Below are 24,597 nucleotides of genomic sequence, written 5' to 3'. Positions count from 1 at the left end.
CCAGATTTACCCGCGTTAGGGATTGCAGTGAAAAGCCCACAGCCTGACGCTAGGAAGTGCGAGAACTTGTAGCGGAAAGCCCGACCCTTTATGGGTAACGCCCTAATTAATTTTGTGTTAGCTTATTCGGTTGCGCCGTACATTTTGTTACGTAACTCTTTTATTTTTTTGTCTTGCATGTACTCATCGAACGTGGTATAACGGTCTATAACGCCATTTGGTGTTAACTCTACTACCCTATTACCCACAGTTTGTGCAAACTCATGATCGTGCGTGGTGAACAATATGGTGCCTTTAAAGTTTTTAAGCGAGTTATTAAATGCTGTGATACTCTCTAAATCTAAGTGGTTTGTTGGCTCGTCTAGTTGTAATACGTTTGCTCTCATCATCATCATTCTAGATAGCATACATCTTACTTTTTCTCCTCCAGATAATACAGACGATTTTTTAAAGGCTTCTTCGCCACTAAAAATCATTTTCCCTAGGAAACCACGAATGTTTACTTCTTCGCGCTCTTCTTCGGTGGTTGCGTATTGGCGTAACCAATCTATTAAGGTTAGGTCGTTATTAAAAAACTCGTCGTTATCTAGTGGTAAATACGATTGTGTGGTAGTTACACCCCACATAAATTTACCAGAATCTGCTTGTTCTTTATTATTTAAAATTTGGTAAAAAGCTGTTGTGGCTCTGGAGTCTCTAGAAAATACCACTACCTTATCGCCTTTTGCCAGGTTTAAGTCTATATCTTTAAATAGCACTTCGCCATCTGTAGAAGCGCTTAAACCTTCGATATTTAATATTTGATCGCCGGCTTCTCTTTCGCGCTCGAAAATAATGGCTGGGTAACGTCGGCTTGTTCGTCTAATATCGCCTATATTAAGTTTTTCGATCATTTTCTTTCTACTTGTTGCTTGTTTACTTTTTGCAACGTTGGCAGAGAAACGACGAATAAATTCTTCTAATTCTTTTTTCTTTTCTTCGGCTTTTTTATTCTGTTGTGCATGTTGTCTTGCTGCTAATTGCGAAGACTCGTACCAGAAGGTATAGTTACCAGAATAGTGGTTTATTTTTCCGAAATCGATATCTGAAATATGTGTACAAACGGCATCTAAAAAGTGTCTATCGTGCGATACTACAATTACACAGTTATCATAATTAGCTAAAAAGTTTTCTAACCATGAAATGGTTTCGTAATCCAAATCGTTGGTAGGCTCATCCATAATTAAAACATCTGGATTACCAAACAAGGCTTGTGCTAATAACACACGTACTTTTTGTTTACCATCTAAATCGGCCATTAAGGTATGGTGAAACTCTTCTTTTATCCCTAAGTTAGATAACATGGCAGCGGCATTACTATCGGCATTCCAACCATCCATTTCTTCAAACTTAACTTGAAGCTCACCTATTTTTTCGGCGTTCTCATCAGAATAATCTGCATATAATGCATCAATTTCTGTTTTAATTTTAAATAAGGGTTTGTTACCCATTAAAATAGTTTCTAATACGGTATGCTCATCATACAAATTGTGATTTTGTTCTAAAACCGACATACGTTTTCCAGACTCTAAAGAAACATGACCAGAAGTTGGCTCTAGTTTACCCGATATAATCTTTAAAAACGTAGATTTTCCAGATCCGTTGGCGCCAATAATTCCGTAGCAATTACCATTATTAAATGTGGTATTTACTTCGTCGAAAAGAACACGTTTACCGAATTGAACTGAAAGATTTGATACTGATAACATATAGTACTATTTAATTTTTTGCAAAAGTAGAAAATTACATTGGTAAGACGAAACATAGTAACCCAAATTTTAGGCCGTTTTAGGACATTTTGTTTACTAAATATTTAACAACGCATTAACAGGAGTTTAGCGTTTCAAGCTATATTTTTGCTATTACAAATTCGCTTGAGCGTTCTATGAAGTTTTACTTTACTATTTTATTTATTTCCGTTACACTATTTAGTTGTAAAAAAAACAACGAGGAACCCGCATTGAATATTGCGTACTTGGGTGGCGAGATTATTAACCCCAATACTAACTATATTGTATTGTCTAAAGACGAGACTATTTTAGATACGGTTTATTTAGACGGTAAGAATAGATTTCTTTATAAAATTGATAATTTAAACAAAGGGATTTATACCTTTAGGCATGGAGGCGAATATCAATTAGTTTTGCTAGAGCCCGAAGACAGCTTATTGTTTAGACTTAATACTTTAGATTTTGATGAGTCGCTTGTATACAGTGGTAAAGGCGACGATAAAAATAATTATTTTATTAATGAATATATTGAAAACGAAAAGGAAGAAAAATATATCATTAAAATTTGCCAGCTTAATGGCGAAGATTTCCAAAAGAAAGCGGACTCTTTAAAAGACTTTAAAGCAGAACGTTTAAACCGTTTTGTTGAAAAAAATGACCCGTCGGATTTATTTTTAAAAATTGCCCATGCCAATATTGATTATAAATATTACTTAAGTAAAGAGGTGTATCCTTTTGTACATGTTGGCGAAAACAAAGCAGCACTTTTAAAATCTTTACCTAAAAATTTTTATAACTACCGAAAAGAAATTAATTACAACGATTCCTTTTTAACTAACCACCATGGTTATAATAAGTTTTTGCGCTATAACTTAAGTAACTTATCCCTTAAAACGCACGACGACCACGAAAAGAATGCTTGTTTCGATAAAAAGTCTTTATGCTTTAATTTAGACAGGCTTAAACTAATTGACAGTTTAATTATAAACCCAGAAGTTAAAGACGATTTACTTTACCATTTTACCATTGGCTACTTAGCTAAAAGTAAAAACATAGAGTATAATAAAGAGTTACTAAAAACCTACCTAAGCATAAGTAAAAGCGAAAAAGGAAAAGAGCGCATGCTGCGCTTTACAAGCTCTGTTAACAACCTTAAGAACGGCGATAAATTACCTAATATTAAAATTTTTGGATACGACGATAGTGAATATAGACTTAACGCAAAAGTATATGCGCCAACGGTATTATGCTTTTGGTCTTTTAAATATTTCGATCATTTTAAGGAAAGTCACTATAAAATAAAAGAGTTAAAGGTTAAATATCCCGAGATTAATTTTATTTCCATAAATATGGACGGGAAAAACATAGAAAAGTCTAAAAACCTTCTTAAAGGAAATGGATTTTATAGTCCTAACGAATACCTGTTTAAAAACCCAGAAGTAGCATCGAATGTTTTAGCTATTTACCCAATGACCAAAACCATATTGGTAGATAAAAACAATAAAATTGTAAACAGCAATACCAATATGTTCTCTGTTAATTTTGAAGAACAATTACTTGGCTTAATTAATAGGTAATACATTACCCTATTTCACCTCAATTTTAATAATAATAATTTGAAGCTATTCCTGCTATCCGCTATATCTTTTTTGTATTAAATATTTTCTACATTTAATACAGTTAAGTTTACTAACATAATTAAGTCTATTTAACAAAAATATAGAAACACAAAAAAGGATGCCGCTACTATCAGGGCTAAACCACCTGCCAACTTAAGGTTTTGCTTAAAGTTACAGTTTATAATGGTTCATTAGCATTTTCTCGTAAACGGTGTCTGGTAAAATACGTTTTAGTACAATAGAAAATTTCTGCAAAAACTCCCCTACTTTGTAATGGACTTTTAGGTTGGGATTATTAATAATTTTATAAATAGCTTTAGCCATAATATCAGGATCGCTGCCATTATCAACATGCGTATTCATTAAGTTTAAAGTATCTCCGTAAGGTTTTTTGTAGGGCGAGTTTTCAAGTAGTGGTGCATGATATCTTCCAGCGGCTATATTGGTAGCAAAATCACCTGGCGCTACATTGGTCATTTTTATATTAAAGTCTTTTATTTCCATCCTGAAAGCCTCGGTTAAAAGCTCTAAAGCACCTTTACTAGCACTGTAAACACCACGATATGGTAAACCCATATAACCCGCAATAGAGGTAACATTAATAATTAACCCCGAGTTTTGCTTACGCATTTGCGGTAACACTGCTTTTATAACGCGTATTGGTCCGAAAAAATTAGTATCAAAATTATTCTTTATCTCTTCATCGGGCGTTTCCTCAATAGGTCCCGTTATTCCTGCACCAGCATTATTAATAACAATGTCTAATTTGCCTTCCTTTTCAATAATAGTACGCACGGTTTCAGAAATGGTTAAATTCTCTTTAACATCAAGTGCCAAAATAGGAAATTTACTGTCCTTATACTTCTCTGGGCTTCTACTGGTGCCATATACTATAAAATCTTTACCAATTAAAAATTCACCTATAGATTTTCCAATACCAGAAGAACCACCAGTTATTAATACCACTTTAGACATAAAAAACGTTATTTAATGCTTTAAAAATACAATAATACTCATAAGGTTCAACCCTTGCAAGAATGTTTATAAAACTAAAAAATCCTGATTCGCCTAAGCTTTCAAGATTTGAGTTTATTGCATAAAAAAAGGCAAGCTACCTACATCACACCGCTACGACCATTTACCTTTGCTTCGTTCCCGACCTGGAGGATTCAACAGGAGCTGGTTGTGTAGGACTTGCCGGTTGCAAAGATACAAACTTTTAAAATTTTCCCAATGATTTTTTAAACCGATTTTAAATAAATATCTTGCTATAAATTATATATCGAAAATGAAAACATTCAAATATCTCACTATCATATTTTTAGGCGCAATTTTAATTGGTTGCGGATCTAATTCTGGTCAGAAAAAAAGTGATTTTTCCATAAAAACTAATGCCGAAAAAGGAAATATTGCCAATAATAGCACCCTAAAATTGTCTCTTGAGAACAAAAAAGCGCTAACTATCGACTCGGTTACTTATTATTTAGATGGTAAACGAATTAATGAAAATTCAGATTTAAAAGATTTTAAACTAGGAAAACACAGCATTGAAGCTACGGTTTATGTTGAAGGCGAAAAACAAACAACCACATCGGCAGTTACCATTTTAAATAGCGAATTACCAAAAGTGTATACGTATAAAATAATTAATGAATATCCGCACGATATTACTTCTTACACCCAAGGTTTAGAGTTTCATAACGACACCCTTTATGAAAGTACAGGGCAGCATAAAGAATCGAAACTTAGAAAGCTAGACTACAAAACAGGAAACGTTATTAAAAACATTGATTTAGCCGATGAGTATTTTGGTGAAGGCTTAACCATTTTAAACAATAAAGTATACCAATTAACATGGCAAAAAGGCACTGGCTTTGTTTACGATGTAAATACCTTTGAAAAACTAAGCAGCTTTAAGTATGGTAATAGTAAAGAAGGTTGGGGTTTATGTAATTATAACAACACTATTTATAAAAGTGATGGTACCGAAAAAATATGGTTATTAAATTCTGAAACTTTAGCAGAACAAGAATACATACAAGTGTATACTAACAAAGGAAAAATTGTTGGTATAAATGAAATGGAATGGATAGATGGTAAAATATATGCCAACCGTTACCAAAAAGATGGTGTAGCCATTATTAACCCTAAAAATGGAGCTGTAATTGGCGTTGTAGATTTTAAACCATTAAAAAAATTAGTTACCCAACATGCCGGTTTAGATGTTTTAAACGGTATTGCTTATAACCCAAAAACAAAAACCATTTTTGTTACAGGAAAACGTTGGGATAAACTATTTGAGGTTAAGATTTTGGAGAAACAAATAACATATATTAAATAAAATATATGTTTACGTTTTGAGTGCCTTACCAATTTTGATAAATATCTTCTGTTGGATTTCCATTAGCAATATAGATAAATAATAATCTGTTTTTTATTTACAAAATTATTACCGTCATAATTTTGTTCTATTACGCCTGTTACTCTATTATTTTAATTATAGCTTAAAACCCGTTTTCTACTTTCAAATCTACTTAGTTTCATTACAATTATATTTAATACTAGAAAATAGAGTATTACCATTATAGTATTTATAATCTAGACTTTAATGATTAATATAACTCGTTTAGTTATACTTTTCTGTAAGAAATGATAATATCTTGTACTACGCTTAATTAGTAGTTGTAATTTTACGAATTAGATTAATATCAAAACTATCCACCTAGTAAATATTGACCCACAGAACCCGTTGCATGCGGGGTAAGTTTAAAAACAAAATCTGGTATAATAAATTCTTCTTTTCTGTGCGATACGTAAATAATAGCAGTTTCGCTTTCTTGGGCTATTTTGTTTACCAACTCTGAGAATAGTTTGGCATCGGCATCGTCTAAACCGTTAGTAGGTTCGTCTAAAATAAGTAAAGGTGGGTGTTTAACCATGGCTCTAGCTATTAACACTAAGCGCTTATGGCCATTGGATAAAAACTGGAAGCTTTTATCTTTTATGTGCAGCATGTTTAACAGGCTTAACCATTGGTGCGCTATATTAATTTGCGTATCGGTTGGGCGCTTGTAAAGCCCTACAGAGTCTAAAAAACCAGAAACTATCATGCTTTCAATGGTGTCTCTGCGTTTAAAACCGCGTAGCATCTCGGAGGTATAAAAGCCTATATTTTTTTTAATATCCCAAACGGTTTCGCCACTCCCCTTTTTTATGCCAAATAACCGCATATCTACCATATAGCCTTTGGGGTTATCGCCAGATATTAACGACAGTATGGTGCTCTTCCCCGAACCGTTAGGCCCAATAAGTTGCCAAAACTCGCCGTGGTTAATTTGCCAAGAGATGTTGTTTAGTATGGGGCGTTCGCCATAACTAACCGATACCTTATTAAGTTGTATTAACGGGTTAAACGTTTCCCTTTGGGTTTGGTAAGGTTGTGGTAATTGTTGCGTGAAGTTTTTTTGCGTCGCTTCTGCGGTTGGCACATATAATTTTGGCTCGCCATCTTCTATAACATAAACGCTGTCTATAAACTCCAAAATATCGCGCTTTCTGGTAGAAAGCTGGATAATGATAACCTCGTTACTTAAATTACTAAGTGTGTTTTTAATTCTAGATTGTGCTGCTACATCTAAACAATCGAAAACATTATCTAAAACTATATAATCGGGTTTAGATTCTAGAATATGATTAAGTAAAGCGCGTTTGCGCTCTCCTTCGGATGAATTGTTAAGGCTGTTTTTGTTTGCCGTTTTTACATCGTACTGTCCATGACGCAGTTCTTGCTCTATAAACGCATTTATTGTAAACTCCGAAAATACAGCGCCTTTTAAATGGTTTAAATCACTAAACCACTGGCCTGTTGTTATGGCTTTTATAAGCTCTGGCTTACGTGCTGTATTGGATATGTAAAAGGCCTTATGTTGTGGCACACGCTATAACCCTATAAGTTTTTGGTGTGAAACGGCACTAAACCATCAATTGGTCTACGAATAAAGTTGCCTACGGTAAAGCCCATTTCTACTGCCACTTCTTTAATTTCTTTTTGAGCAAAAAATGCAATAGATCCTGCAAAATGCACAGGTACGTTTTTAAGCTCATCCTTATACTGCATAATCATATTAGTAACGAAAGCTCTAATACCTTGTTTAATTAGGTTAATAGTGTACTCTGAGTCTTTGTGTAAAAACATAAACTCTGCAAAGTTTGCTAAGTATGCATTAGGACTTGGTTGCTTGTATAGGTTGTATTTTATAAAATCGGGCTCCATGTTAAATTTAGCTCCAAAAGCTATCCTTACATTTTCTGGCATGTGATTATAGTAGTAATCTCTAATTAATTGCTTACCGTAGTAATTACCAGAAGCATCGTCCATTAAGGTATAACCAAGCGATATAACACGTTGGTGTAAAATTTCGCCATCGTAATAACTGCAGTTGGATCCTGTACCTAAAATACAAACTACAGCAGCCTCGGTTGGCGTGTTAATAGTAGAGTAAACGGCAGCTAAAGTATCTTCGTTAACTTCAACATGTGCATTACTAAAAATATCTTTTAATACTGTACTTAATAGTTGTTTGGCATTATCTGTACCGCAACCAGCACCGTAGAAAAAAACGTGTGTTACCTTGTCTTTATTCGCTTTTAAGTCTTTACTTTTTAAGATTCTTTTCTGAAGCTTTTTTTCGTTTAAAATGGCTGGATTTAATCCTTTAGTACGGATTTTATCCATTAATTTATTACCATCACTATCTACAGCTAACCAATCGGATTTTGTAGAACCACTATCAATAATTAGAATCATAAGTTTTAATTTTTAAAAGAAAATAGAGCGCTTTGAAATTATAATTAATAACAAAGGTTTGTTTGTAAATGGATTACAATTTTAAGTTTATGGTATAAAAAAATCCACAGCATTACCCTAAAGGGTAATACTGTGGAAATATATAAATAAATTATTTTAAAGCCCCGATATGTTGAGCTAAATCAATTAATTTAGTTGAATAACCAAACTCGTTATCATACCAAGACACTAATTTTACAAAACCATCATTTAATGCCATACTTGCGTTAGCATCAAAAGTACTTGTTTTTGGCTCTGATACGAAATCTTGAGATACAACACCTTCTTCAGTATATCCTAAAACACCAGCTAATTCACCTTCAGAAGCTTCTTTTAAAGCCGCTTTAATTTCAGCCCATGGTGCTGGTTTTTCTAAACGACACGTTAAATCTACAACAGATACATCAACAGTAGGGATTCTGAAAGCCATACCCGTTAATATTCCATTTAAAGAAGGAATTACTTTACCAACAGCTTTAGCCGCTCCAGTTGAAGCCGGTACAATATTGTTTAAAGATGCACGACCTAAACGGTAATCTTTTCTAGACACACCATCAACAGTTGATTGTGTAGCCGTAGCCGCGTGAACCGTTGTCATTAAACCTTCAGCAATACCAAATTTATCGTGAATTACTTTAGCTAATGGCGCTAAACAGTTAGTAGTACAAGATGCGTTAGATACGATAGTATCAGCAGCTGTAATTTCTTTGTGGTTTACACCCATTACAAACATTGGTGCATCTGCAGATGGTGCAGAAATAGCCACTTTTTTAGCCCCAGCAGTAATGTGCTTTTGTGCACCTTCTAAAGTTGTGAAGATACCAGTACAATCTAAAACAACTTCTGCTCCAATAGCATCCCATTTTAAATCTTCTGGGTTACGCTCTGCAGTAACTCTAATTGTGTTTCCGTTTACTATTAAGTTACCATCTTTAGTTTCGATAGTTCCATCAAACTGACCGTGAACAGAATCGTATTTTAATAAGTAAGCTAAGTGATCTACATCTAATAAATCATTAATTCCTACTACTTCGATATCATTTGATCTAGAAGCTGCTACTCTAAAAGCAATTCTACCTATTCTACCAAATCCGTTAATTCCAATTTTTAATTTTGACATAATCGTGTTTATAAATGTTAAGTGCTCATGATATCTGAGACACGCAATAATTCTAAGTTTATTTTAGTTTTTCCTTTAATGGCATTATCTAATGGTGTAAGTTCCATTTTTCCGTCTAATAAACCAACCATATAATTGGTTTGTCCGTTTAATAACGACTCTACGGCTTTTACACCCATTCTACTAGCAAGAACTCTATCGAAACAAGATGGTGCACCACCACGTTGCATGTGCCCCAGAACGGATACTCTTACATCGTAACCTTCCATGTTTTCGTCAACGTAATCTTTTAATTCGAAAATATTCTTACCTATTTTATCACCTTCGGCAACTATAACGATGCTTGATGATTTTCCAGATTTTCTACTTCTATTTAAAGAGTCTACTAATCTATCTAATCCTAAATCTTCTTCAGGAATAAGAATTTCTTCGGCTCCACCAGCAATACCTGCATTTAATGCAATATGCCCCACATCGCGCCCCATTACTTCTATAAAGAATAAACGGTTGTGCGAACTGGCAGTATCTCTAATTTTATCGATAGCTTCTACTACAGTATTTAATGCGGTGTCGAATCCTAAGGTATGTGAGGTTCCAAAAATATCGTTATCAATAGTTCCAGGAATACCCATTACTGGGAAACCAAACTCTTGATTAAATATAAGCGCTCCTGTAAACGAACCATCACCTCCTACTACAACCAATGCATCTACTTCGGCATCAACTAAGTTTTGAAATGCTTTTTTACGACCTTCTTCGGTTCTAAATTCTTTAGATCTAGCCGACTTAAGAATGGTTCCTCCTTTATTAATAATACCTTTTACACTACGGGCATCCATCTGTTTAAAATCACCTTCAATTAATCCTTCGTAACCACGGTAAACTCCAACACATTCTATGTTATGATAGGCGCATGATCTAACAACCGAACGTATTGCTGCGTTCATCCCTGGCGAATCCCCTCCAGAGGTTAAAACTGCTATTTTTTTTATTGTTTTTGGCATTAATTATCAATTTTAATAAAGTAAAATTACTAAACAAAATGCACATATCTATAGCAATTACAGTAAATTAACAACAGTTTAAAAACTATAACGTTTTAGTTGATAAAAAAAACTAAAGATTTACGAAACCAACCTTAAAAACTACTCTTTTTTGGCAGATGGTTGAATGGAAATGTATTCTGGTAATGGATTTTCTTCGGTAGTTTCCTCTTGAATTTCTAAACTAGGATTCTCATCTTCTTTAGATTTTTTAAATAGCTTTTGAATCAATTCCTTAAAGGTATCGAAATCGACATTATAGGATAATCCTATGCCTTGGGTATAACCAATATCTTCTCCAAAATTCTGGATGCTATTTTCTCTATTAAATACATTGGCGGTAAGGGTACCTTCTTCATTTAAAAGGAAATCGATTTCTACATCGCCCGCTACCACAGTACTGGTTGCTCCACCAACAGGAACCCCCACTTTACCATTTATAAGCACACGATCGCTAATTTGGGTTTGTAGTGTAACACCAAACCTATCGTCGGTTTGATAATCTGGTCTGTTTTGTCCGGCTTCGTAATTTAAACCTACGTTAACCTTACCGTCTTCCGATGAAAAGATACTGTTTAAAATACCATTTAATCGTTCGGCTATAGTTCCAGAGGCATTTAATGCGTTTAAACCGCTTGAAAACGAGCCTGTAGACACTAAGAATAAGGCTTGTGTATCGCGCTCATCTTTAGATTCTAACCGGTAATTAAGCTCAGATTTTATGGTTGATGTTACATTAGGAAACTCAAAACTAAATTCTGGTACAGGTTGCTCGATATCGCCAGTAATGGCAATGTTTAACTCTACCGGAATACTTCTATTAATAGGATTATCTAGTAATGGCGAAGGATTTGCTTGGGTTTTATAAATAGCCAACATATCGATAGTGGTGTTTTTAAGCGGATCGCCATTCCAGGCAATAGTACCACCGGGTTGTACTATAAATTGCTTTTGAATTATACCACCGTAAGCAAAATTGTAAACCCCTTCGAATACAGCAAAATCCCCCCACATATCAAATTTTCCATTGGTGTTTATTTCTACCAGAATACCTCCAACTCCACGTCCTTTTAAAGAGTGCCCCGTTTCTTTGTCGATAATAATTTCTACTTCGGCATCTTGGGTAACATCTAATTCGAAATCGAGCTCTAGTCCTTTTATTTCTTCATAAATTACCTCTTCTCCCATTTTACGAGCTTCTTTTTCATCTTTTGTTATAAAATGAATATATGAGTTGTCTCCAAATGATTCTGAATCGTTCAGTGGAATTTTAAATACAGTTCCTTTTTTAGTTTCGCCTATTACACTAATTACCAATTGCTCGGTAGGACCATAAATACTAGCACGACCGCCAATAAACCCGGTACCGTAATATAAAGACTCCTCGGTTTCTTTAGTATCTAAAATTAACAATCTAGGTGTTGTAATATCTAAACCTAAATTCCATTTACCAAAATTAGCATGACTTATTGAACCATCTAAAAAGCCTTTAGATTTGTGTTTGGTATCGGTTAACATGATTCTATTAAACACAAAACTTTGATTTTTTAACGTTACCGAAGCATTGGTATTAAAATCGTAATCCACATTTAAATAAGGCACACCTAGACCACCGTTTTTAACTATTAAATCGCCATTAAAATCGGGTTTCTTTAAATCGCCAATAACATTTACGCTACCATTGGCTTCGCCCCTAATATTTGACAATACGCCATCTAACAACGGATTTAAAGGCGATAAGTTAAAGGCATTAAAATCTAATACTACATTAATAGCCGATTGTTTTCCAGAAACCGAAATATCTCCTTTTGCTGCAAACGAGCGTGTAATATCGTTTTTAATAGTAGCATCTACATTATAATTGGTAAGCGACTCGTTTCCTTTTATAGTAGCATCAAAAGAGCCTAATAAGAAATCGTTAACCTTTAAATCGTCTATTACAATAGTAGAATTTGGTAGGTAGCTACCGTTTTGCTGTAAAATATCTAACTTACCATTAACATTTCCTGCCAAGGATAAACTATCTATATCGGGCGTTATTTTAGCTAAATCTACATTAGTAAAATTTAGTTTTATATCCTTTTGAGTAGAATCGCGAACAAAACCAGAAAACTTAATTTCCTCGTTATTATGGTTAACCCTAAACTTATCGATATCGAACCTAGATAGTTTTTTATCGAATGTTATTTTATGAAATTTATCTTGATCTTCGTTTATAAACCACTTGTAATCCTTTATAGTTATATCGGACTGTTTAAAACCAATTACCGACTCGTTAGCTTCATTTATAGTATGGTAAAAACTTAAGTTGAAGTTATCTTTATTTCGGTTTCCTCCAGAAAACTCCGATCGCATAAACAGCGTATCGCTTACCGTTACATTAATTAGGTTAAATTTAGATATGCTGTAGTAATTAGTACTTAAACTATCAATCTCTACGTAGGTGTTAAATAAGGGGTTGCTATTATCGACTTGCAACTCGATATTATTAGCAAAGTTTTTTAAGTATTTAATTTTAGGCGATTTAAAAGTGAGCTTAAAATTTTCCTCCTCGCTTTCTACACGCCCTCTAATAAACGTGTTTTTGGCAAGCTCTAATTCCGGATAAATAACTTCGACAATTTTATTGTAAATTTTGAAGTTAAAATCGATACTTTGATTGGTATCTACCTCGTGCGGAATGTAATTGGTGTAAATATGACCAATAGAATTTTCGAATAGCTTTTTTAGGTCCTTTAAAAAGAAATGACCTTTTAATTCGCCTTCAATAATATCTGGAGAGATAAACTCTACGTATCGCGTATCGTCTTCAAACCTTGACGAAATATCAAACTTATCGAAAAAATAGGTATCGTTTTCGTTTTCGTATCTCGTTTTGGTAAAGGCTATTTTACCAACAGCATCATCAAAACTACTACTATTCATATTCATTTTAACACGACTTCTAAAAATAGAGATGCTATCTTTTTTAACAAAGTTAAGCGCGTTTAAATTGGCATGATCTACAATAGCCTCGAAATCGTATTTTTTTACGGTTTCAGAAAAATCTACTAATCCTGTAAAATTTAATTTTAAGTTTTTATCGCTAACATTTAAATTTCCATCAAAAATTTTGTTCTGTAAATTTCCCGCAACTTTAATATTGTTGTAATTGTATTGATTATAAAGGAGTTCGAAAACCTCTCCTTTAACTTGTGTATCTACCTTTTCGGCAGTAAACCCTTTTCCGTTAACATCAAAATCCAAAGAACCTTTCCCGAAGTTTGGATCGTCTAAAAACACTCCAAAATGGAATTGCTCGAAAATAATCTGGCCTTTGTAATCGGCATTATCAATATCGTTAATTTTTGTAATTTCTAGGTTAGAATCTACAAAACCTAATTCGGTATCAATTTCTATATCGGCTAATACTTTTGATGATGTAATTTGAGAATTTCCTCTAACCGTAAAATATCCCAAACGATCGAAAGAAGATGGTATAGCTTCGCCCAAAACATTTGGTAATAGCGCTTTTAAATCTTTGTATGTAGATGATAGGTTGCTAAAATTCCCATTCATATAAAAATTATGATCCTCTTTATTAAATAGGTTTTTAAAATTAATATCGCCATAAACTCTAGTTTTAGAGTTTGTATTTAACCTTAAATTGCTGGTGTATAAATCGTTTAAAGTTCCTGTAACATCGGTACTAAATGTTGCCGATTGGTTGGCGCCAAACTCGTTATAAAACGTGTTAAGCTCATCCAACAAAACCTTAGAGTCTTTAAAACTTGCTTCAACCTTTACTTTATCAACAAAATATTGTAAATCCTCTCGCGCATACAAAAACTTTAAATCGCCTTTTAGTATCGAGTTTGGTGTTTTTATCTGCAGGTTTGCAAAGGTCATATCGGTTAAGGTGTATGCGAAATCCGTCATCATATTTTTAACCTCTACACCTCTACTATCCTTAAAAGCTAAAGTATTTATACGTGCGCTCACATCGCTTCCATTAATTAAAAAGTTAGTGGCGTTAATATTTAAGTCTTCAAAATGGAGCACTTTGGTGGTTTCTTTGTTTTCATCGGACAGCATAAAAACACTGTTGTAAATGGAAACATCGCTTGAGGATAGCAAAAAGTTGCTTTTACCCGTTCTTGGGTTATCACTTTCAAATCTATCTACAAAAACATCCAAGTTAGTTTGCTCCTCATCTTTATAGGTTTTAATGTTAAAGAGCAAGTTTTCAATATCAATATCACCAAAAACTAGATTGCCTTGGTATAAATTTCTGAAGCTTAAAATAGATGTATTTAATTCTGTAATGCTTATTAGTGTGTCTTTTTTGTAGTCTTCAATGTAAATATCTTTAATTTCTATATCGCCATTAAATTGCAAACTCACCTTATCTATATTGATATTGGTTTTAAAATCGTCGTTTAAACGCTTAGTAGCATACTTACCTAACCTTGTTTGAATATAGGGAATAGAAAGCACCAACACCAATATGATGAATAACATTAGCAAAATACCTGCTAATTTTAAAAGTATTTTTAGAAATTTTTTGATGTCCTTTAAGTTATAACTTTATTAAGAATAAACTACTTTTGCATATACGAACGTATGGATGCACAAAGATGCTTATTCGTTTTCAAAATTAACAATTATTGTGCCTAATATTTATTAATGTCTTCACAAAATATTTACATTCTAGGAATTGAGTCGTCTTGCGATGATACAGCGGCTTCTATAATTTATAACGGACGCATTTTAAGTAATGTTATTGCCAACCAAAAAATACACGAAGCCTATGGTGGTGTTGTACCAGAATTAGCGTCTAGAGCGCACCAACAAAACATAGTTCCTGTAGTACACCAAGCCTTAGAAAAAGCAGGTATTACTAAAAATGAATTACATGCTATTGCCTTTACTAAAGGCCCAGGATTAATGGGAAGTTTATTGGTAGGAACCTCGTTTGCTAAATCTTTGGCTTATGGTTTAAACATCCCTCTAATTGATGTAAACCACATGCAAGGGCATATTTTAGCCCATTATATTGATGAAGATGGTTATAATAAGCCACCTTTTCCGTTTTTAGCTATGACGATTTCTGGTGGCCATACGCAAATAGTAAAAGTAGATCACTATTTTGATATGACCGTTATTGGCGAAACCATTGATGATGCTGTTGGTGAGGCTTTTGATAAAAGCGGAAAAATTTTAGGATTGGGCTATCCTGCTGGACCAGAAATTGATAAACGTGCCGCTTTAGGAAACCCGAAAGCCTTTAAATTTACGAAACCAAAAGTGGACGGTTTAAACTTTAGTTTCTCTGGCTTTAAAACCGCTGTGCTTTATTTTATACAGCGCGAGGTTAAAGCCAACCCAAATTTTATTGAAGAAAACTTAAATGATATTTGTGCCTCTATTCAATATACTATTATTGGTATTTTAATGGACAAATTAAAACTCGCCTCGAAGCAAACAGGTATTAAGAATATTGCTATTGGGGGCGGGGTTTCGGCAAATTCTGGAATTCGTAAAGCTTTAAAAGATGGCGAACAAAAATTTGGATGGACAACTTACATTCCTAAGTTTGAATTTACTACCGATAATGCTGCTATGATTGCCATTGTTGGCTATTTAAAATTTTTAGAAGGCGATTTTGCAGAGCAGAATGTTGTGGCCTCGGCTAGATTGAAGATTTAATTATAAAATTTGTAACTTTGATATTATGGATTTAAGTCTTCAAAATAAAAAAATCGAATTAATTCAATGGTTATCGACTTTGAACGATCAATCTTTAATTGATAAATTAATGAAATTACGAGAAACTGAACAGGCAGATTGGTGGAACGACATATCAGAATCTGAAAAAAAATCTATTGAAAAAGGAATTGAAGACGCCGATAACAAAAAACTAACTTCCCACTCCGAAGTAAGAAAAATTTATGGAAAGCGTCTATAAAGTTTTATGGACAGACCATGCTATTTCCGAATTAAAGGATACAATTACATATTTAGAAACTCATTGGACTAATAAAGAATTAGTTAATTTTTCAAACAAACTAGATCATACTATCGAGTTAATTTCTAAAACTCCCGAAATCTTTCCTAATGCTTTAAGTAAAATAGAGATAAGAAGAGCAGTAGTGGATAAACACAATACTTTGTATTACAGGAAAAACAATAATTCTATTGAAATTATTTCACTTTTTGCAAATAAACAAGATCCGACTAAGAAGAAAATATAAACACACAAAATAGTAACTTCTAATTACTTTTATATCCAATTTTTTAAAGCAATTAATCTACCATCATAAGTTATAAACAACAACTTCTTGAAAACTTATTGATTTTTTTTTAAACGCTCCAATTTTCCTTATAAATTTGAAAATTGAAATTAAAACCTACTCTTATGTTACAAAAATTACTTGTTTTATTACTAATTAGCACAGCTTGTGTAAACGCACAAACTTCTATCGAAAAAGACTTAGATATTTTAGAAACCACAGAACAAGCCGAAACGTATTTAAAAACAACTAAATCGAAAAAAAACAAATTAATTACCTTTAACGAAGAGAAGCATAAAACAATTTTAGCTAAAGAGCTCTTTAAATTAGGGATTGGAGGTAAAAAAGTTAACGACGGCGAGTTCGAAAAAACATATTACAAAGTCGTAAATAAAACGAAAAAAAATTACGAGAGATTATCTTATATCTACTTAGATGGCTCAAAATATAAACTAGAGGAAATTAATACCCTTAGAGATCAAATTATAACTAAATACCATAACGGTGCACCTTTCGATTTTTTAGCAAAACAATATTCCATGGATGCTAATGCCAAAAAAGGTGGCGATTTAGGATGGTTTTTAAAAGAAGAAACTCACCCTGCTTTTGAAACTAATGTATTTAGCGAACCTCATGAGTTAAATGAAATCTTTACAGTAGATGTACCATCGGAACATTGGTACTATGTTATTTTAAAAACACACGAACCAAAAGAAATTTTAGAAATTGACGTATTAAAAATAGTTGAATCTAAATTATAATGCAGCTTTTTTATAGCCCAGACATAACAGAAGAAACCGCGCTTTTCACTTTTAATAGAGATGAAAGCAAACACATTGTAAAAGTGTTGCGTAAAACCATGGGCGACACGCTATACATAACAAATGGTAAGGGATGGCTATTTACTGCAGAAATTTCGGTGCCTAATATTAATAAATGTACAGCAAATATTGTTTCGAAGGTACTACAACCTAAACGCAATTACAGCTTGCATTTGGCTGTAGCGCCAACTAAAATGAACGATCGTTACGAGTGGTTTTTAGAAAAGGCCACCGAAATAGGTATAGACAGCATTACCCCTATAATTTGCGACCATAGCGAACGTAAAGTAATAAAACCAGAACGTTTTGAGCGCATTTTGCAATCAGCTATGAAACAATCGTTAAGTTGTTATTTGCCAAAATTACACAAGGCCATTTCGTTTCAAGATTTTATCGAGCAAGATTTTAAAACCGAAAGGTTTATTGCACATTGCGAGGAAACCGATAAAAAATCATTAAAACAACAGTTAAAACCTGGCTCTAACACTACTATTTTAATTGGACCCGAAGGTGATTTTTCTGTTAAAGAAATAACCAAAGCACTAGAAAACAATTTTATTCCTGTAACTTTGGGTGAAACTAGATTGCGAACAGAAACAGCTGCTATTGTAGCCTGTCATTCGGTAGCGTTTACAAACGAATAATTTTCTATGAAATTATATTTATCTCTTTTCTCAAGCCTTTTTTCTCTTTTCGTTTTTAGCCAAGATTTAGCTATTTTAAAATATAAAGGTGGTGGCGATTGGTACGGGAACCCTACAGCTTTACCAAACCTTATTAAGTATTGCAACACCAGTTTAAGAACTAAAATAAACCCAAAACCCGAAACCGTTGAAACCGGAAGTACAGATATTTTTCAGTACCCCTTATTACACATGACTGGCCACGGAAATGTGTTTTTTAGCGACACAGATGCCGAAAACCTACGTAATTATTTAATGTCTGGTGGTTTTTTACATATTGACGATAATTACGGCATGCAGCCATACATAACCAAAGAACTTAAAAAAGTATTTCCGGATAAAGATTTGATAGAATTACCAAATAACCATCCTATTTTTAATTATGCTTTTAAATTCCCCAATGGCTTGCCAAAAATACACGAACACGATGGCAAACGTCCGCAAGCTTTTGGTATTTTTAATGAAGACCGTTTGATATTATTATTCACCTATGAAAGTGATTTGGGTGATGGTTGGGAAGACCCCGAAGTGCATAACGACCCCGCCGAAGTAAGAGAAAAAGCACTTAAAATGGGTGCCAACATTGTTAAATATGCTTTTGAAAATTAAAAAACAAGACCCAAACCCCAAAGGGACCAAACAAAATTGCAAACTGAATACTGAATATTGAATACTGCTTACCGCCAACTTAATTATGCAACTCAACCACTATAACACCAATTTTACTGTAAGAACCTTCCCTATTACATTAATTTGCGATAACGTTACCAATGCACCTAATATTGGTAGTTTGTTTAGAATTGCCGATGCTTTTGGTATTGAGAAACTAATGCTTTGTGGCGAAAATATTCAGTTGGGCCGCAAAATGGCAAAAACCTCTAGAGCTACTGAAAAAGTAGTGCCGTATGAAATTACCAATTCTGCTTTAACCGCTGTAGAGTCATTAAAATCGAAAGGTTACCAAATTCTAGCTTTAGAAATTACCGAAAATAGTAAAGCCATACACAACACTATATTTTCAAACAAAGCACCGATAGCTATGGTAATAGGCGATGAAAATTTTGGCGTATCCGACCGCATACTTAAGTTTTGCGATACTATTGTTCACATAAACATGTTTGGGCAAAACAGTAGTATGAATGTGGTTCAAGCCACCAACATTGCGCTTTACGAAATAACCAAACAACTGCAATAGCGATTTTAAAATTAGCACTACACTGCATTTAAAATAATATTATATTTACTAAATGAATTCAAACACCATTTCTAAAGGTATTTTAAAAGCCATAGGCGTTGTATTAGGTGTTACCCTAGTATTGTTCTTTCTGTATAAGATACAATCTGTTATAGGCTATATAGCCATATCTGCAGTAATTTCGCTTATTGGCCGACCTATTGTGTTATTTTTAGAAAACAAGTTGAAGTTTAAAAACATAATTGCCGTAATTATTACCATAGTCATCTTGCTTGGACTATTTGTAGGATTGGTAGGCTTATTTATTCCTTTAGTCCTCGAACAGGGTCATAATTTATCGCTATTAAACATAGAGGAGCTACAATCTAACATTGAGAATTTATATAAGGAAGTGATATCTTATTTTGATCTTCGCCAAATTGACGTCGAAAAATCCATAAAAGAATCTAATTTAATGTCTAAAATAGATTTATCCATATTACCCGATTTTTTAAACTCGGTAATTAGCGGATTAGGAAATTTTAGCATCGGCTTATTTTCGGTTTTATTTATTTCCTTTTTCTTTTTAAAAGACAGCAGATTATTCGAAAATGGCATTTTAACGTTTATTCCAGAAAACAAAGAATCGCGTTGGAAAACCACCACCACAAAAATAAAAGACTTACTATCTAGATATTTTGTTGGCTTAATTTTTCAAATACTAATTCTATTCATTATTTACATGATTGGGCTGTTAATTATTGGTGTTGAAAACGCCGTTGTTATTGCTTTTTTATGTGCGCTTTTAAATTTAATACCTTATGTTGGGCCATTAGTTGGTGGTTTTTTAATGATCACTTTAACCATGACAAGCAATTTAGGAGAATCCTTTAGCGATGTTATTTTACCTAAAACACTTTGGGTACTTGTGGTATTTGCTATTGGTCAATTAGTCGATAATTTTGGGAGTCAACCTATCATATTTTCAAAAAGTGTGAAGTCGCATCCGCTAGAAATATTTTTAGTGATTTTAATTACTGGTATTTTATTTGGAGTTATTGGTTTAATATTAGCAGTACCTGCTTATACCGCCATAAAAGTAATTTTAAAGGCCTTTTTATCAGATAATAAAATAGTTAAAAAATTAACTAAAAACCTTTAATCTTTACTTTGAATAAAAATATATTAAATACTGATATTCAAAATTTTATAAAAAACAATGCGAATATCGCAATAGGTGATTTAGTACTAAAAGGAACCACATTTCCGGATGTTGACACAAAACAAATCGTAGAACAAATTGAAGCCAAAAACAGGTGTAAATCTAAGCTTTTTACTTGGTATTCCACTAATAAAATATACTACCCTAACAAGCTAAACATCGAGCAAACCTCGTCTGAAACCACAGCGAAATACAAATCGGAATTAATAAATGGCAACTCTGTAATCGATTTAACAGGAGGTTTTGGAGTAGATTGTTTTTACTTTTCTAAGCGTTTTAAATCGGTTACGCATTGTGAGATTAACGAAAGCCTATCGGATATAGTTAACCATAATTACCAGCAATTAAATATTAGTAATATAGAAACCATAAACGAAGATGGTATTGCCTATTTAGAAACTTCGAACAAGCAATTTGATTGGATTTATATCGATCCATCTCGACGTCATGATAGCAAAGGAAAGGTCTTTTTTTTAAAAGATTGCCTACCCAATGTTCCTGAACATTTAAATATGCTGTTTAAACATTCTAATAACATCATGATTAAAACATCTCCTTTATTGGATATATCAGTTGGAATTAGCGAATTAAAACACGTAAAAACCATTCATGTTGTTGCGGTTAATAATGAAGTTAAGGAACTGCTTTGGGTTCTAGAAAACGGATATGACTCTAAAATTACCATCAAAACAGTAAATATTAAAAAAGATAAACAAGAACACTTTTCGTTTCTTTTAGATGAAGAAAAGCTAACCGAACCAACATATAGCCTTCCACTAGCCTATTTATACGAACCTAATACCTCCATATTAAAATCTGGTGCCTTTAATCAAACATCAAAACAATTGAAGATTAACAAGCTTCAAAAGCATTCTCATTTATATACAAGTTCTGCTTTAATAGATTTTCCAGGACGTATTTTCACTATTGAGGCCTCTTTACCCTATAATAAAAAAACAATAAAGCGATTGGACATTAAAAAGGCTAATATTACCACAAGAAATTTCCCGGAAACGGTGCAACAAATACGAAGCAAATTTAAAATTAACGATGGCGGCAACGACTATTTGTTTTTTACTACCGATATGGACGGCAATAAAATTGTTTTAATTACTAAAAAGACAAACTTATGATGCTTAAAAACTTAGTTGGACACTATACCGTAGTAGGTAGCAATCAAGATGACGAACCCAATACCTATAAAGGCTCTCTAAGCCTAACGCTTGATGAAAACAGTAGAATTAAAGCAAAATGGCTAATAAACAAAGACCAGGAACAATTTGGAACAGGTTTTTTTAAGGACAACATTCTTGTAATTAATTTTAACTACAAAATGGACCACAAGGTTTTTAAAGGTGTGGTCGTTTATAAATGCATATCTAAGGATGTTTTAGATGGCTTTTGGTCCGAAAAACACGGCGACCCAAACTACTTAGGTAAAGAACAATGTTTTAGAGCAGACAGCACTAAAGAGGTTATAAATTAAAAGGCGAGCTTGTTAAACTAAGAGCGAGGTTTATCTATACCTCTATCATAAAGCACGATACTACCGGCTACAGCAACATTTAAACTTAATTCCGATTTAAATTTTACTAAAAAATGAGATTTCTCGATAGCTTGTTTAGACAAACCATGATCCTCGGCTCCTAACAAATACACACATCGGCGCGGATGATGAAAGGTTTCTAGAGCCTCGGCAGAATCTGTAAGCTCCACACCTACCAATCTTGCACCCTTAGGAAGATTACTAAAAAAATCATCGAAAGTATCATAATGAAAATAAGGCATTGCTTTAACAGCATCATGCGTATCACTAGCTTGTTTTGCATAGCGATTACCAATAGTAAATATAAAACTTGCCCCTAGGTTTTGAGCTGTACGCCATAAAACACCTAGGTTTTCGGGAGTTTTCCCATTCTGAATTCCTATTCCGAAAAATTCATTTTTAAAATTATCACTCATATCCAATACAGTTACAAAAAGCAATCTAAAGTATGTAAAACAAAAAAGCCTCACTAAATATAGTGAAGCTTTAAGTGAGCCCTGCAGGATTCGAACCTGCGACCGCCTCCTTAGAAGGGAGGTGCTCTATCCAGCTGAGCTAAGAGCCCTCAAAGAAAACATTTTCGTTTTCCGGTGTGCAAATATAAAATTAACTATATATCTAACCAAAAGAAATGTTTATAATTTTTACTAGAAAATAACATTTAAAATAAAAATTAAGCTATGTGCCTAATTACAGCTATTTTACGAATCAAGTTAGACTTAAAAATGAGCAAAAAAAATCGCCATTAATTATAATTAATGACGATTTATATATTAAAACGTTATATTTTTTTAGCTAAAAATCACGTAAGTACTAATTACCACAATGCAAATTACAAGACCTACAGGTTTAACAAATTTCCAAGGTGTAACATCAACCTCTCGGGTATATTCTTGAACATAATCGGTTTCTCTAGGTTTTAATTTACCAATAATCAACATAATTATTATTGTAAGCACAAAAGCCATAAACTGAAAATGCAAGAAATGTGGCAAGTCCATCTCAAAACCTTTTGCTAAAATAATATATGTTACATAAAATACAAAAGCAAAAACAATACCTACTTTGGCAGCCAATGCAGGAACACGTTTTGATAAAAACCCAACCACAATAACAGTAAGAATAGGCACACTATATGCTCCGTTTACAGTTTGTAAATAACCAAACAAACCATCCGAAGCATAATATAAAAACGGAGCTACAAACATAGAAAAAATAGCCAGTACAATACCAAACTTTTTACCCACAGACACTACTCTACTTTCTTCCGCTGTTTTGTTAATAAATTGCTTGTAAATATCTATACCAAACAGAGTAACACAACTATTTAAGGCCGAGTTAAACGAACTTAAAATAGCACCAAACATAACAGCCGCAAAGAAGCCTACCATAGGTTTTGGTAACACTTCTGCTACTAACCTCGGATATGCAATATCATTGTTAGACAAAACCTCTCCCCCCCATTTATGGTAAGCAATTATACCTGGAAGAACTACAATAATTGGCCCTAATATCTTAATAAATGCCGCTAACGTTAATCCTTTTTGACCTTCGGCTAGATTTTTAGCCCCTAAAGCGCGTTGTATAATTTGTTGATTAGTACCCCAATAAAAAAGTTGCACGAGCATCATTCCTGTAAAAATAGTAGCAAAAGGTATAGAAGAATCTTCACCACCTATAGCATTTAATTTTTCTGGATATTCGCTAGTTAATTTAGCTAACCCACTAGTAATACTACCTTCATCTCCTATAGCCATTAAGCCAAATACAGGAATTAAAAGACCTCCTATAAGTAAACCAATAGCATTAATGGAGTCTGAAACAGCTACAGCTTTTAACCCCCCAAAAATAGCATATACAGAACCTATAAGACCTATACTCCAAACACATAACCAAACAGACTCCCATTCAGATATTCCAAGTAATTCTGGAAGATTAAACATACCACTAATTCCTAAAGAACCAGAATACAATACAATTGGCAACAATACAATGGCATAACCAGACAAAAACAAACCAGAAGTCATAGCTTTTGTTGTAGTATCAAATCGACGTTCTAAATACGTTGGAATGGTAGAAATACCACCTTTTAAGTATTTTGGCAATAAAAACACAGCCGTTATAACCATAGCTATAGCTGCTAAGGTTTCCCAAGCCATAACCAAAATACCATCGGCATAAGCAGAACCATTAAGCCCTACAATTTGCTCGGTAGATAAGTTTGTTAATAATAAAGATCCTGCAATAACTCCTGCAGTAAGACTTCTTCCTCCTAGAAAATATCCGTCTGAAGATTTTTCGTTTGTACCTTTTGTGGCATAATAAGCAATAACGGCCACCAAAATAGTGAAACCGGCAAATGAAAGTATTCCTAACATTATATTTTTGGTTTAGTTTAGTTTTCTTTTAACAATGTTTCAAATATATATATTAATATTTAAACTACAACGATTCAATAAAAATAAAAAAACAAACTAGTAGG

General features: G+C 33.3%; 21 protein-coding genes, 1 tRNA gene and 1 other RNA gene. 12 read left to right on the top strand and 11 right to left on the bottom strand.

Annotated elements, in window-relative coordinates; genetic code table 11:
* Positions 1–122: 122 nt before the first annotated feature.
* A complete protein-coding gene (locus BMY96_RS06200) occupies positions 123–1,748 on the bottom strand; it encodes an ABC-F family ATP-binding cassette domain-containing protein (protein WP_092850445.1) in 1,626 nt (541 codons plus the stop codon).
* A gap of 176 nt (positions 1,749–1,924) precedes the next feature.
* Between BMY96_RS06200 and BMY96_RS06195 the strand changes: the two genes are divergently transcribed.
* Positions 1,925–3,346, top strand: coding sequence for a TlpA family protein disulfide reductase (locus BMY96_RS06195; RefSeq protein ID WP_092850442.1), 1,422 nt, complete (start codon positions 1,925–1,927; stop codon positions 3,344–3,346).
* 213 nt (positions 3,347–3,559) lie between these two features.
* Here BMY96_RS06195 and BMY96_RS06190 read toward each other — a convergent pair whose 3' ends face one another.
* Entirely contained in the window at positions 3,560–4,363 is an 804-nt protein-coding gene (locus BMY96_RS06190) for an SDR family oxidoreductase (RefSeq protein WP_092850440.1), read from the bottom strand.
* Positions 4,364–4,489: 126 nt separating this feature from the next.
* An RNA gene (gene ffs / locus BMY96_RS06185) (signal recognition particle sRNA small type) lies at positions 4,490–4,588 on the bottom strand.
* Positions 4,589–4,676: 88 nt separating this feature from the next.
* Between ffs and BMY96_RS06180 the strand changes: the two genes are divergently transcribed.
* Positions 4,677–5,729: a glutaminyl-peptide cyclotransferase gene (locus tag BMY96_RS06180; RefSeq protein WP_092850438.1), complete on the top strand. Its 1,053-nt coding sequence runs from the start codon at positions 4,677–4,679 to the stop codon at positions 5,727–5,729.
* Between the two features lie 373 nt (positions 5,730–6,102).
* Here the strand turns inward: BMY96_RS06180 and BMY96_RS06175 are convergent, their stop codons facing one another.
* The 5 genes from BMY96_RS06175 to BMY96_RS06155 all read right to left on the bottom strand — a co-directional run bounded on the left by BMY96_RS06175 (position 6,103) and on the right by BMY96_RS06155 (position 14,897).
* Positions 6,103–7,323 (bottom strand): ATP-binding cassette domain-containing protein, encoded by a 1,221-nt coding sequence (locus BMY96_RS06175; protein ID WP_092850436.1) that lies wholly within the window; start codon positions 7,321–7,323, stop codon positions 6,103–6,105.
* 11 nt (positions 7,324–7,334) lie between these two features.
* Positions 7,335–8,195, bottom strand: a complete 861-nt coding sequence (locus BMY96_RS06170) for an N-acetylglucosamine kinase (protein ID WP_092850434.1) — start codon at positions 8,193–8,195, stop codon at positions 7,335–7,337.
* A gap of 151 nt (positions 8,196–8,346) precedes the next feature.
* A complete protein-coding gene (gap, locus tag BMY96_RS06165; protein ID WP_092850431.1) occupies positions 8,347–9,354 on the bottom strand; it encodes a type I glyceraldehyde-3-phosphate dehydrogenase in 1,008 nt (335 codons plus the stop codon).
* A gap of 17 nt (positions 9,355–9,371) precedes the next feature.
* Complete coding sequence (gene pfkA, locus BMY96_RS06160; protein ID WP_092850426.1) at positions 9,372–10,358, bottom strand: 6-phosphofructokinase; 987 nt, start codon at positions 10,356–10,358, stop codon at positions 9,372–9,374.
* 141 nt (positions 10,359–10,499) lie between these two features.
* The gene (locus tag BMY96_RS06155; protein WP_092850423.1) at positions 10,500–14,897 is read right to left on the bottom strand and encodes a translocation/assembly module TamB domain-containing protein; all 4,398 of its coding nucleotides are present in this window, start codon (positions 14,895–14,897) and stop codon (positions 10,500–10,502) included.
* Positions 14,898–15,062: 165 nt separating this feature from the next.
* Here BMY96_RS06155 and tsaD point away from each other — a divergent pair, with 165 nt between their 5' ends.
* From tsaD to BMY96_RS06105, 10 genes are all read left to right on the top strand, one after another.
* A complete protein-coding gene (gene tsaD, locus BMY96_RS06150) occupies positions 15,063–16,085 on the top strand; it encodes a tRNA (adenosine(37)-N6)-threonylcarbamoyltransferase complex transferase subunit TsaD (RefSeq protein WP_092850420.1) in 1,023 nt (340 codons plus the stop codon).
* Positions 16,086–16,110: 25 nt separating this feature from the next.
* Positions 16,111–16,344, top strand: a complete 234-nt coding sequence (locus BMY96_RS06145; RefSeq protein ID WP_092850417.1) for a hypothetical protein — start codon at positions 16,111–16,113, stop codon at positions 16,342–16,344.
* On the top strand, positions 16,328–16,630 hold the full coding sequence (locus BMY96_RS06140; protein WP_092850414.1) for a type II toxin-antitoxin system RelE/ParE family toxin: 303 nt from the start codon (positions 16,328–16,330) through the stop codon (positions 16,628–16,630). Before BMY96_RS06145 ends, BMY96_RS06140 begins: the two co-directional genes overlap by 17 nt.
* A 164-nt stretch (positions 16,631–16,794) precedes the next feature.
* Positions 16,795–17,430, top strand: coding sequence for a peptidylprolyl isomerase (locus BMY96_RS06135; protein WP_092850411.1), 636 nt, complete (start codon positions 16,795–16,797; stop codon positions 17,428–17,430).
* Positions 17,430–18,134: a 16S rRNA (uracil(1498)-N(3))-methyltransferase gene (locus tag BMY96_RS06130; protein ID WP_092850408.1), complete on the top strand. Its 705-nt coding sequence runs from the start codon at positions 17,430–17,432 to the stop codon at positions 18,132–18,134. The genes BMY96_RS06135 and BMY96_RS06130 overlap by 1 nt, the downstream gene beginning before the upstream one ends.
* A 6-nt stretch (positions 18,135–18,140) precedes the next feature.
* Positions 18,141–18,782: a DUF4159 domain-containing protein gene (locus BMY96_RS06125; RefSeq protein ID WP_092850405.1), complete on the top strand. Its 642-nt coding sequence runs from the start codon at positions 18,141–18,143 to the stop codon at positions 18,780–18,782.
* A gap of 85 nt (positions 18,783–18,867) precedes the next feature.
* Positions 18,868–19,368, top strand: coding sequence for a TrmH family RNA methyltransferase (locus tag BMY96_RS06120; RefSeq protein ID WP_092850403.1), 501 nt, complete (start codon positions 18,868–18,870; stop codon positions 19,366–19,368).
* A 52-nt stretch (positions 19,369–19,420) separates the two neighbouring features.
* Positions 19,421–20,509 carry an AI-2E family transporter gene (locus BMY96_RS06115; RefSeq protein WP_092850400.1) on the top strand — a complete coding sequence of 363 codons (1,089 nt, stop codon included), beginning with the start codon at positions 19,421–19,423 and terminating at the stop codon, positions 20,507–20,509.
* Positions 20,510–20,517: 8 nt separating this feature from the next.
* Complete coding sequence (locus tag BMY96_RS06110) at positions 20,518–21,702, top strand: class I SAM-dependent methyltransferase (RefSeq protein ID WP_092850397.1); 1,185 nt, start codon at positions 20,518–20,520, stop codon at positions 21,700–21,702.
* On the top strand, positions 21,699–22,055 hold the full coding sequence (locus BMY96_RS06105) for a hypothetical protein (protein WP_092850395.1): 357 nt from the start codon (positions 21,699–21,701) through the stop codon (positions 22,053–22,055). Before BMY96_RS06110 ends, BMY96_RS06105 begins: the two co-directional genes overlap by 4 nt.
* A 17-nt stretch (positions 22,056–22,072) precedes the next feature.
* Here BMY96_RS06105 and BMY96_RS06100 read toward each other — a convergent pair whose 3' ends face one another.
* The 3 genes from BMY96_RS06100 to BMY96_RS06090 form a co-directional block, all read right to left on the bottom strand.
* Positions 22,073–22,531, bottom strand: coding sequence for an RNA methyltransferase (locus BMY96_RS06100; protein WP_092850393.1), 459 nt, complete (start codon positions 22,529–22,531; stop codon positions 22,073–22,075).
* Between the two features lie 75 nt (positions 22,532–22,606).
* Positions 22,607–22,680: transfer RNA gene (locus BMY96_RS06095), tRNA-Arg, on the bottom strand.
* A 226-nt stretch (positions 22,681–22,906) separates the two neighbouring features.
* The gene (locus tag BMY96_RS06090) at positions 22,907–24,493 is read right to left on the bottom strand and encodes a solute:sodium symporter family transporter (RefSeq protein ID WP_092850391.1); all 1,587 of its coding nucleotides are present in this window, start codon (positions 24,491–24,493) and stop codon (positions 22,907–22,909) included.
* Positions 24,494–24,597: the final 104 nt, after the last annotated feature.

The organism is Algibacter pectinivorans (assembly GCF_900112595.1).
Lineage (GTDB): Bacteria > Bacteroidota > Bacteroidia > Flavobacteriales > Flavobacteriaceae > Algibacter_B > Algibacter_B pectinivorans.
The sequence above is the reverse complement of the archived record's forward strand: the minus strand, read 5'-3'. Positions and strand labels throughout refer to the sequence as shown.

Bases quoted from the DNA above. Each gene is read 5' to 3' on its own strand.
- gap (WP_092850431.1), bottom strand. From the start codon at position 9,354: ATGTCAAAATTAAAAATTGGAATTAACGGATTTGGTAGAATAGGTAGA.
- BMY96_RS06120 (WP_092850403.1), top strand. From the start codon at position 18,868: ATGCAACTCAACCACTATAACACCAATTTTACTGTAAGAACCTTCCCT.
- BMY96_RS06125 (WP_092850405.1), top strand. From the start codon at position 18,141: ATGAAATTATATTTATCTCTTTTCTCAAGCCTTTTTTCTCTTTTCGTT.
- BMY96_RS06145 (WP_092850417.1), top strand. From the start codon at position 16,111: ATGGATTTAAGTCTTCAAAATAAAAAAATCGAATTAATTCAATGGTTA.
- BMY96_RS06090 (WP_092850391.1), bottom strand. From the start codon at position 24,493: ATGTTAGGAATACTTTCATTTGCCGGTTTCACTATTTTGGTGGCCGTT.
- BMY96_RS06155 (WP_092850423.1), bottom strand. From the start codon at position 14,897: ATGTTATTCATCATATTGGTGTTGGTGCTTTCTATTCCCTATATTCAA.
- pfkA (WP_092850426.1), bottom strand. From the start codon at position 10,358: ATGCCAAAAACAATAAAAAAAATAGCAGTTTTAACCTCTGGAGGGGAT.
- BMY96_RS06195 (WP_092850442.1), top strand. From the start codon at position 1,925: ATGAAGTTTTACTTTACTATTTTATTTATTTCCGTTACACTATTTAGT.
- BMY96_RS06200 (WP_092850445.1), bottom strand. From the start codon at position 1,748: ATGTTATCAGTATCAAATCTTTCAGTTCAATTCGGTAAACGTGTTCTT.
- BMY96_RS06190 (WP_092850440.1), bottom strand. From the start codon at position 4,363: ATGTCTAAAGTGGTATTAATAACTGGTGGTTCTTCTGGTATTGGAAAA.
- tsaD (WP_092850420.1), top strand. From the start codon at position 15,063: ATGTCTTCACAAAATATTTACATTCTAGGAATTGAGTCGTCTTGCGAT.
- BMY96_RS06115 (WP_092850400.1), top strand. From the start codon at position 19,421: ATGAATTCAAACACCATTTCTAAAGGTATTTTAAAAGCCATAGGCGTT.
- BMY96_RS06135 (WP_092850411.1), top strand. From the start codon at position 16,795: ATGTTACAAAAATTACTTGTTTTATTACTAATTAGCACAGCTTGTGTA.
- BMY96_RS06100 (WP_092850393.1), bottom strand. From the start codon at position 22,531: ATGAGTGATAATTTTAAAAATGAATTTTTCGGAATAGGAATTCAGAAT.
- BMY96_RS06180 (WP_092850438.1), top strand. From the start codon at position 4,677: ATGAAAACATTCAAATATCTCACTATCATATTTTTAGGCGCAATTTTA.
- BMY96_RS06105 (WP_092850395.1), top strand. From the start codon at position 21,699: ATGATGCTTAAAAACTTAGTTGGACACTATACCGTAGTAGGTAGCAAT.
- BMY96_RS06170 (WP_092850434.1), bottom strand. From the start codon at position 8,195: ATGATTCTAATTATTGATAGTGGTTCTACAAAATCCGATTGGTTAGCT.
- BMY96_RS06140 (WP_092850414.1), top strand. From the start codon at position 16,328: ATGGAAAGCGTCTATAAAGTTTTATGGACAGACCATGCTATTTCCGAA.
- BMY96_RS06130 (WP_092850408.1), top strand. From the start codon at position 17,430: ATGCAGCTTTTTTATAGCCCAGACATAACAGAAGAAACCGCGCTTTTC.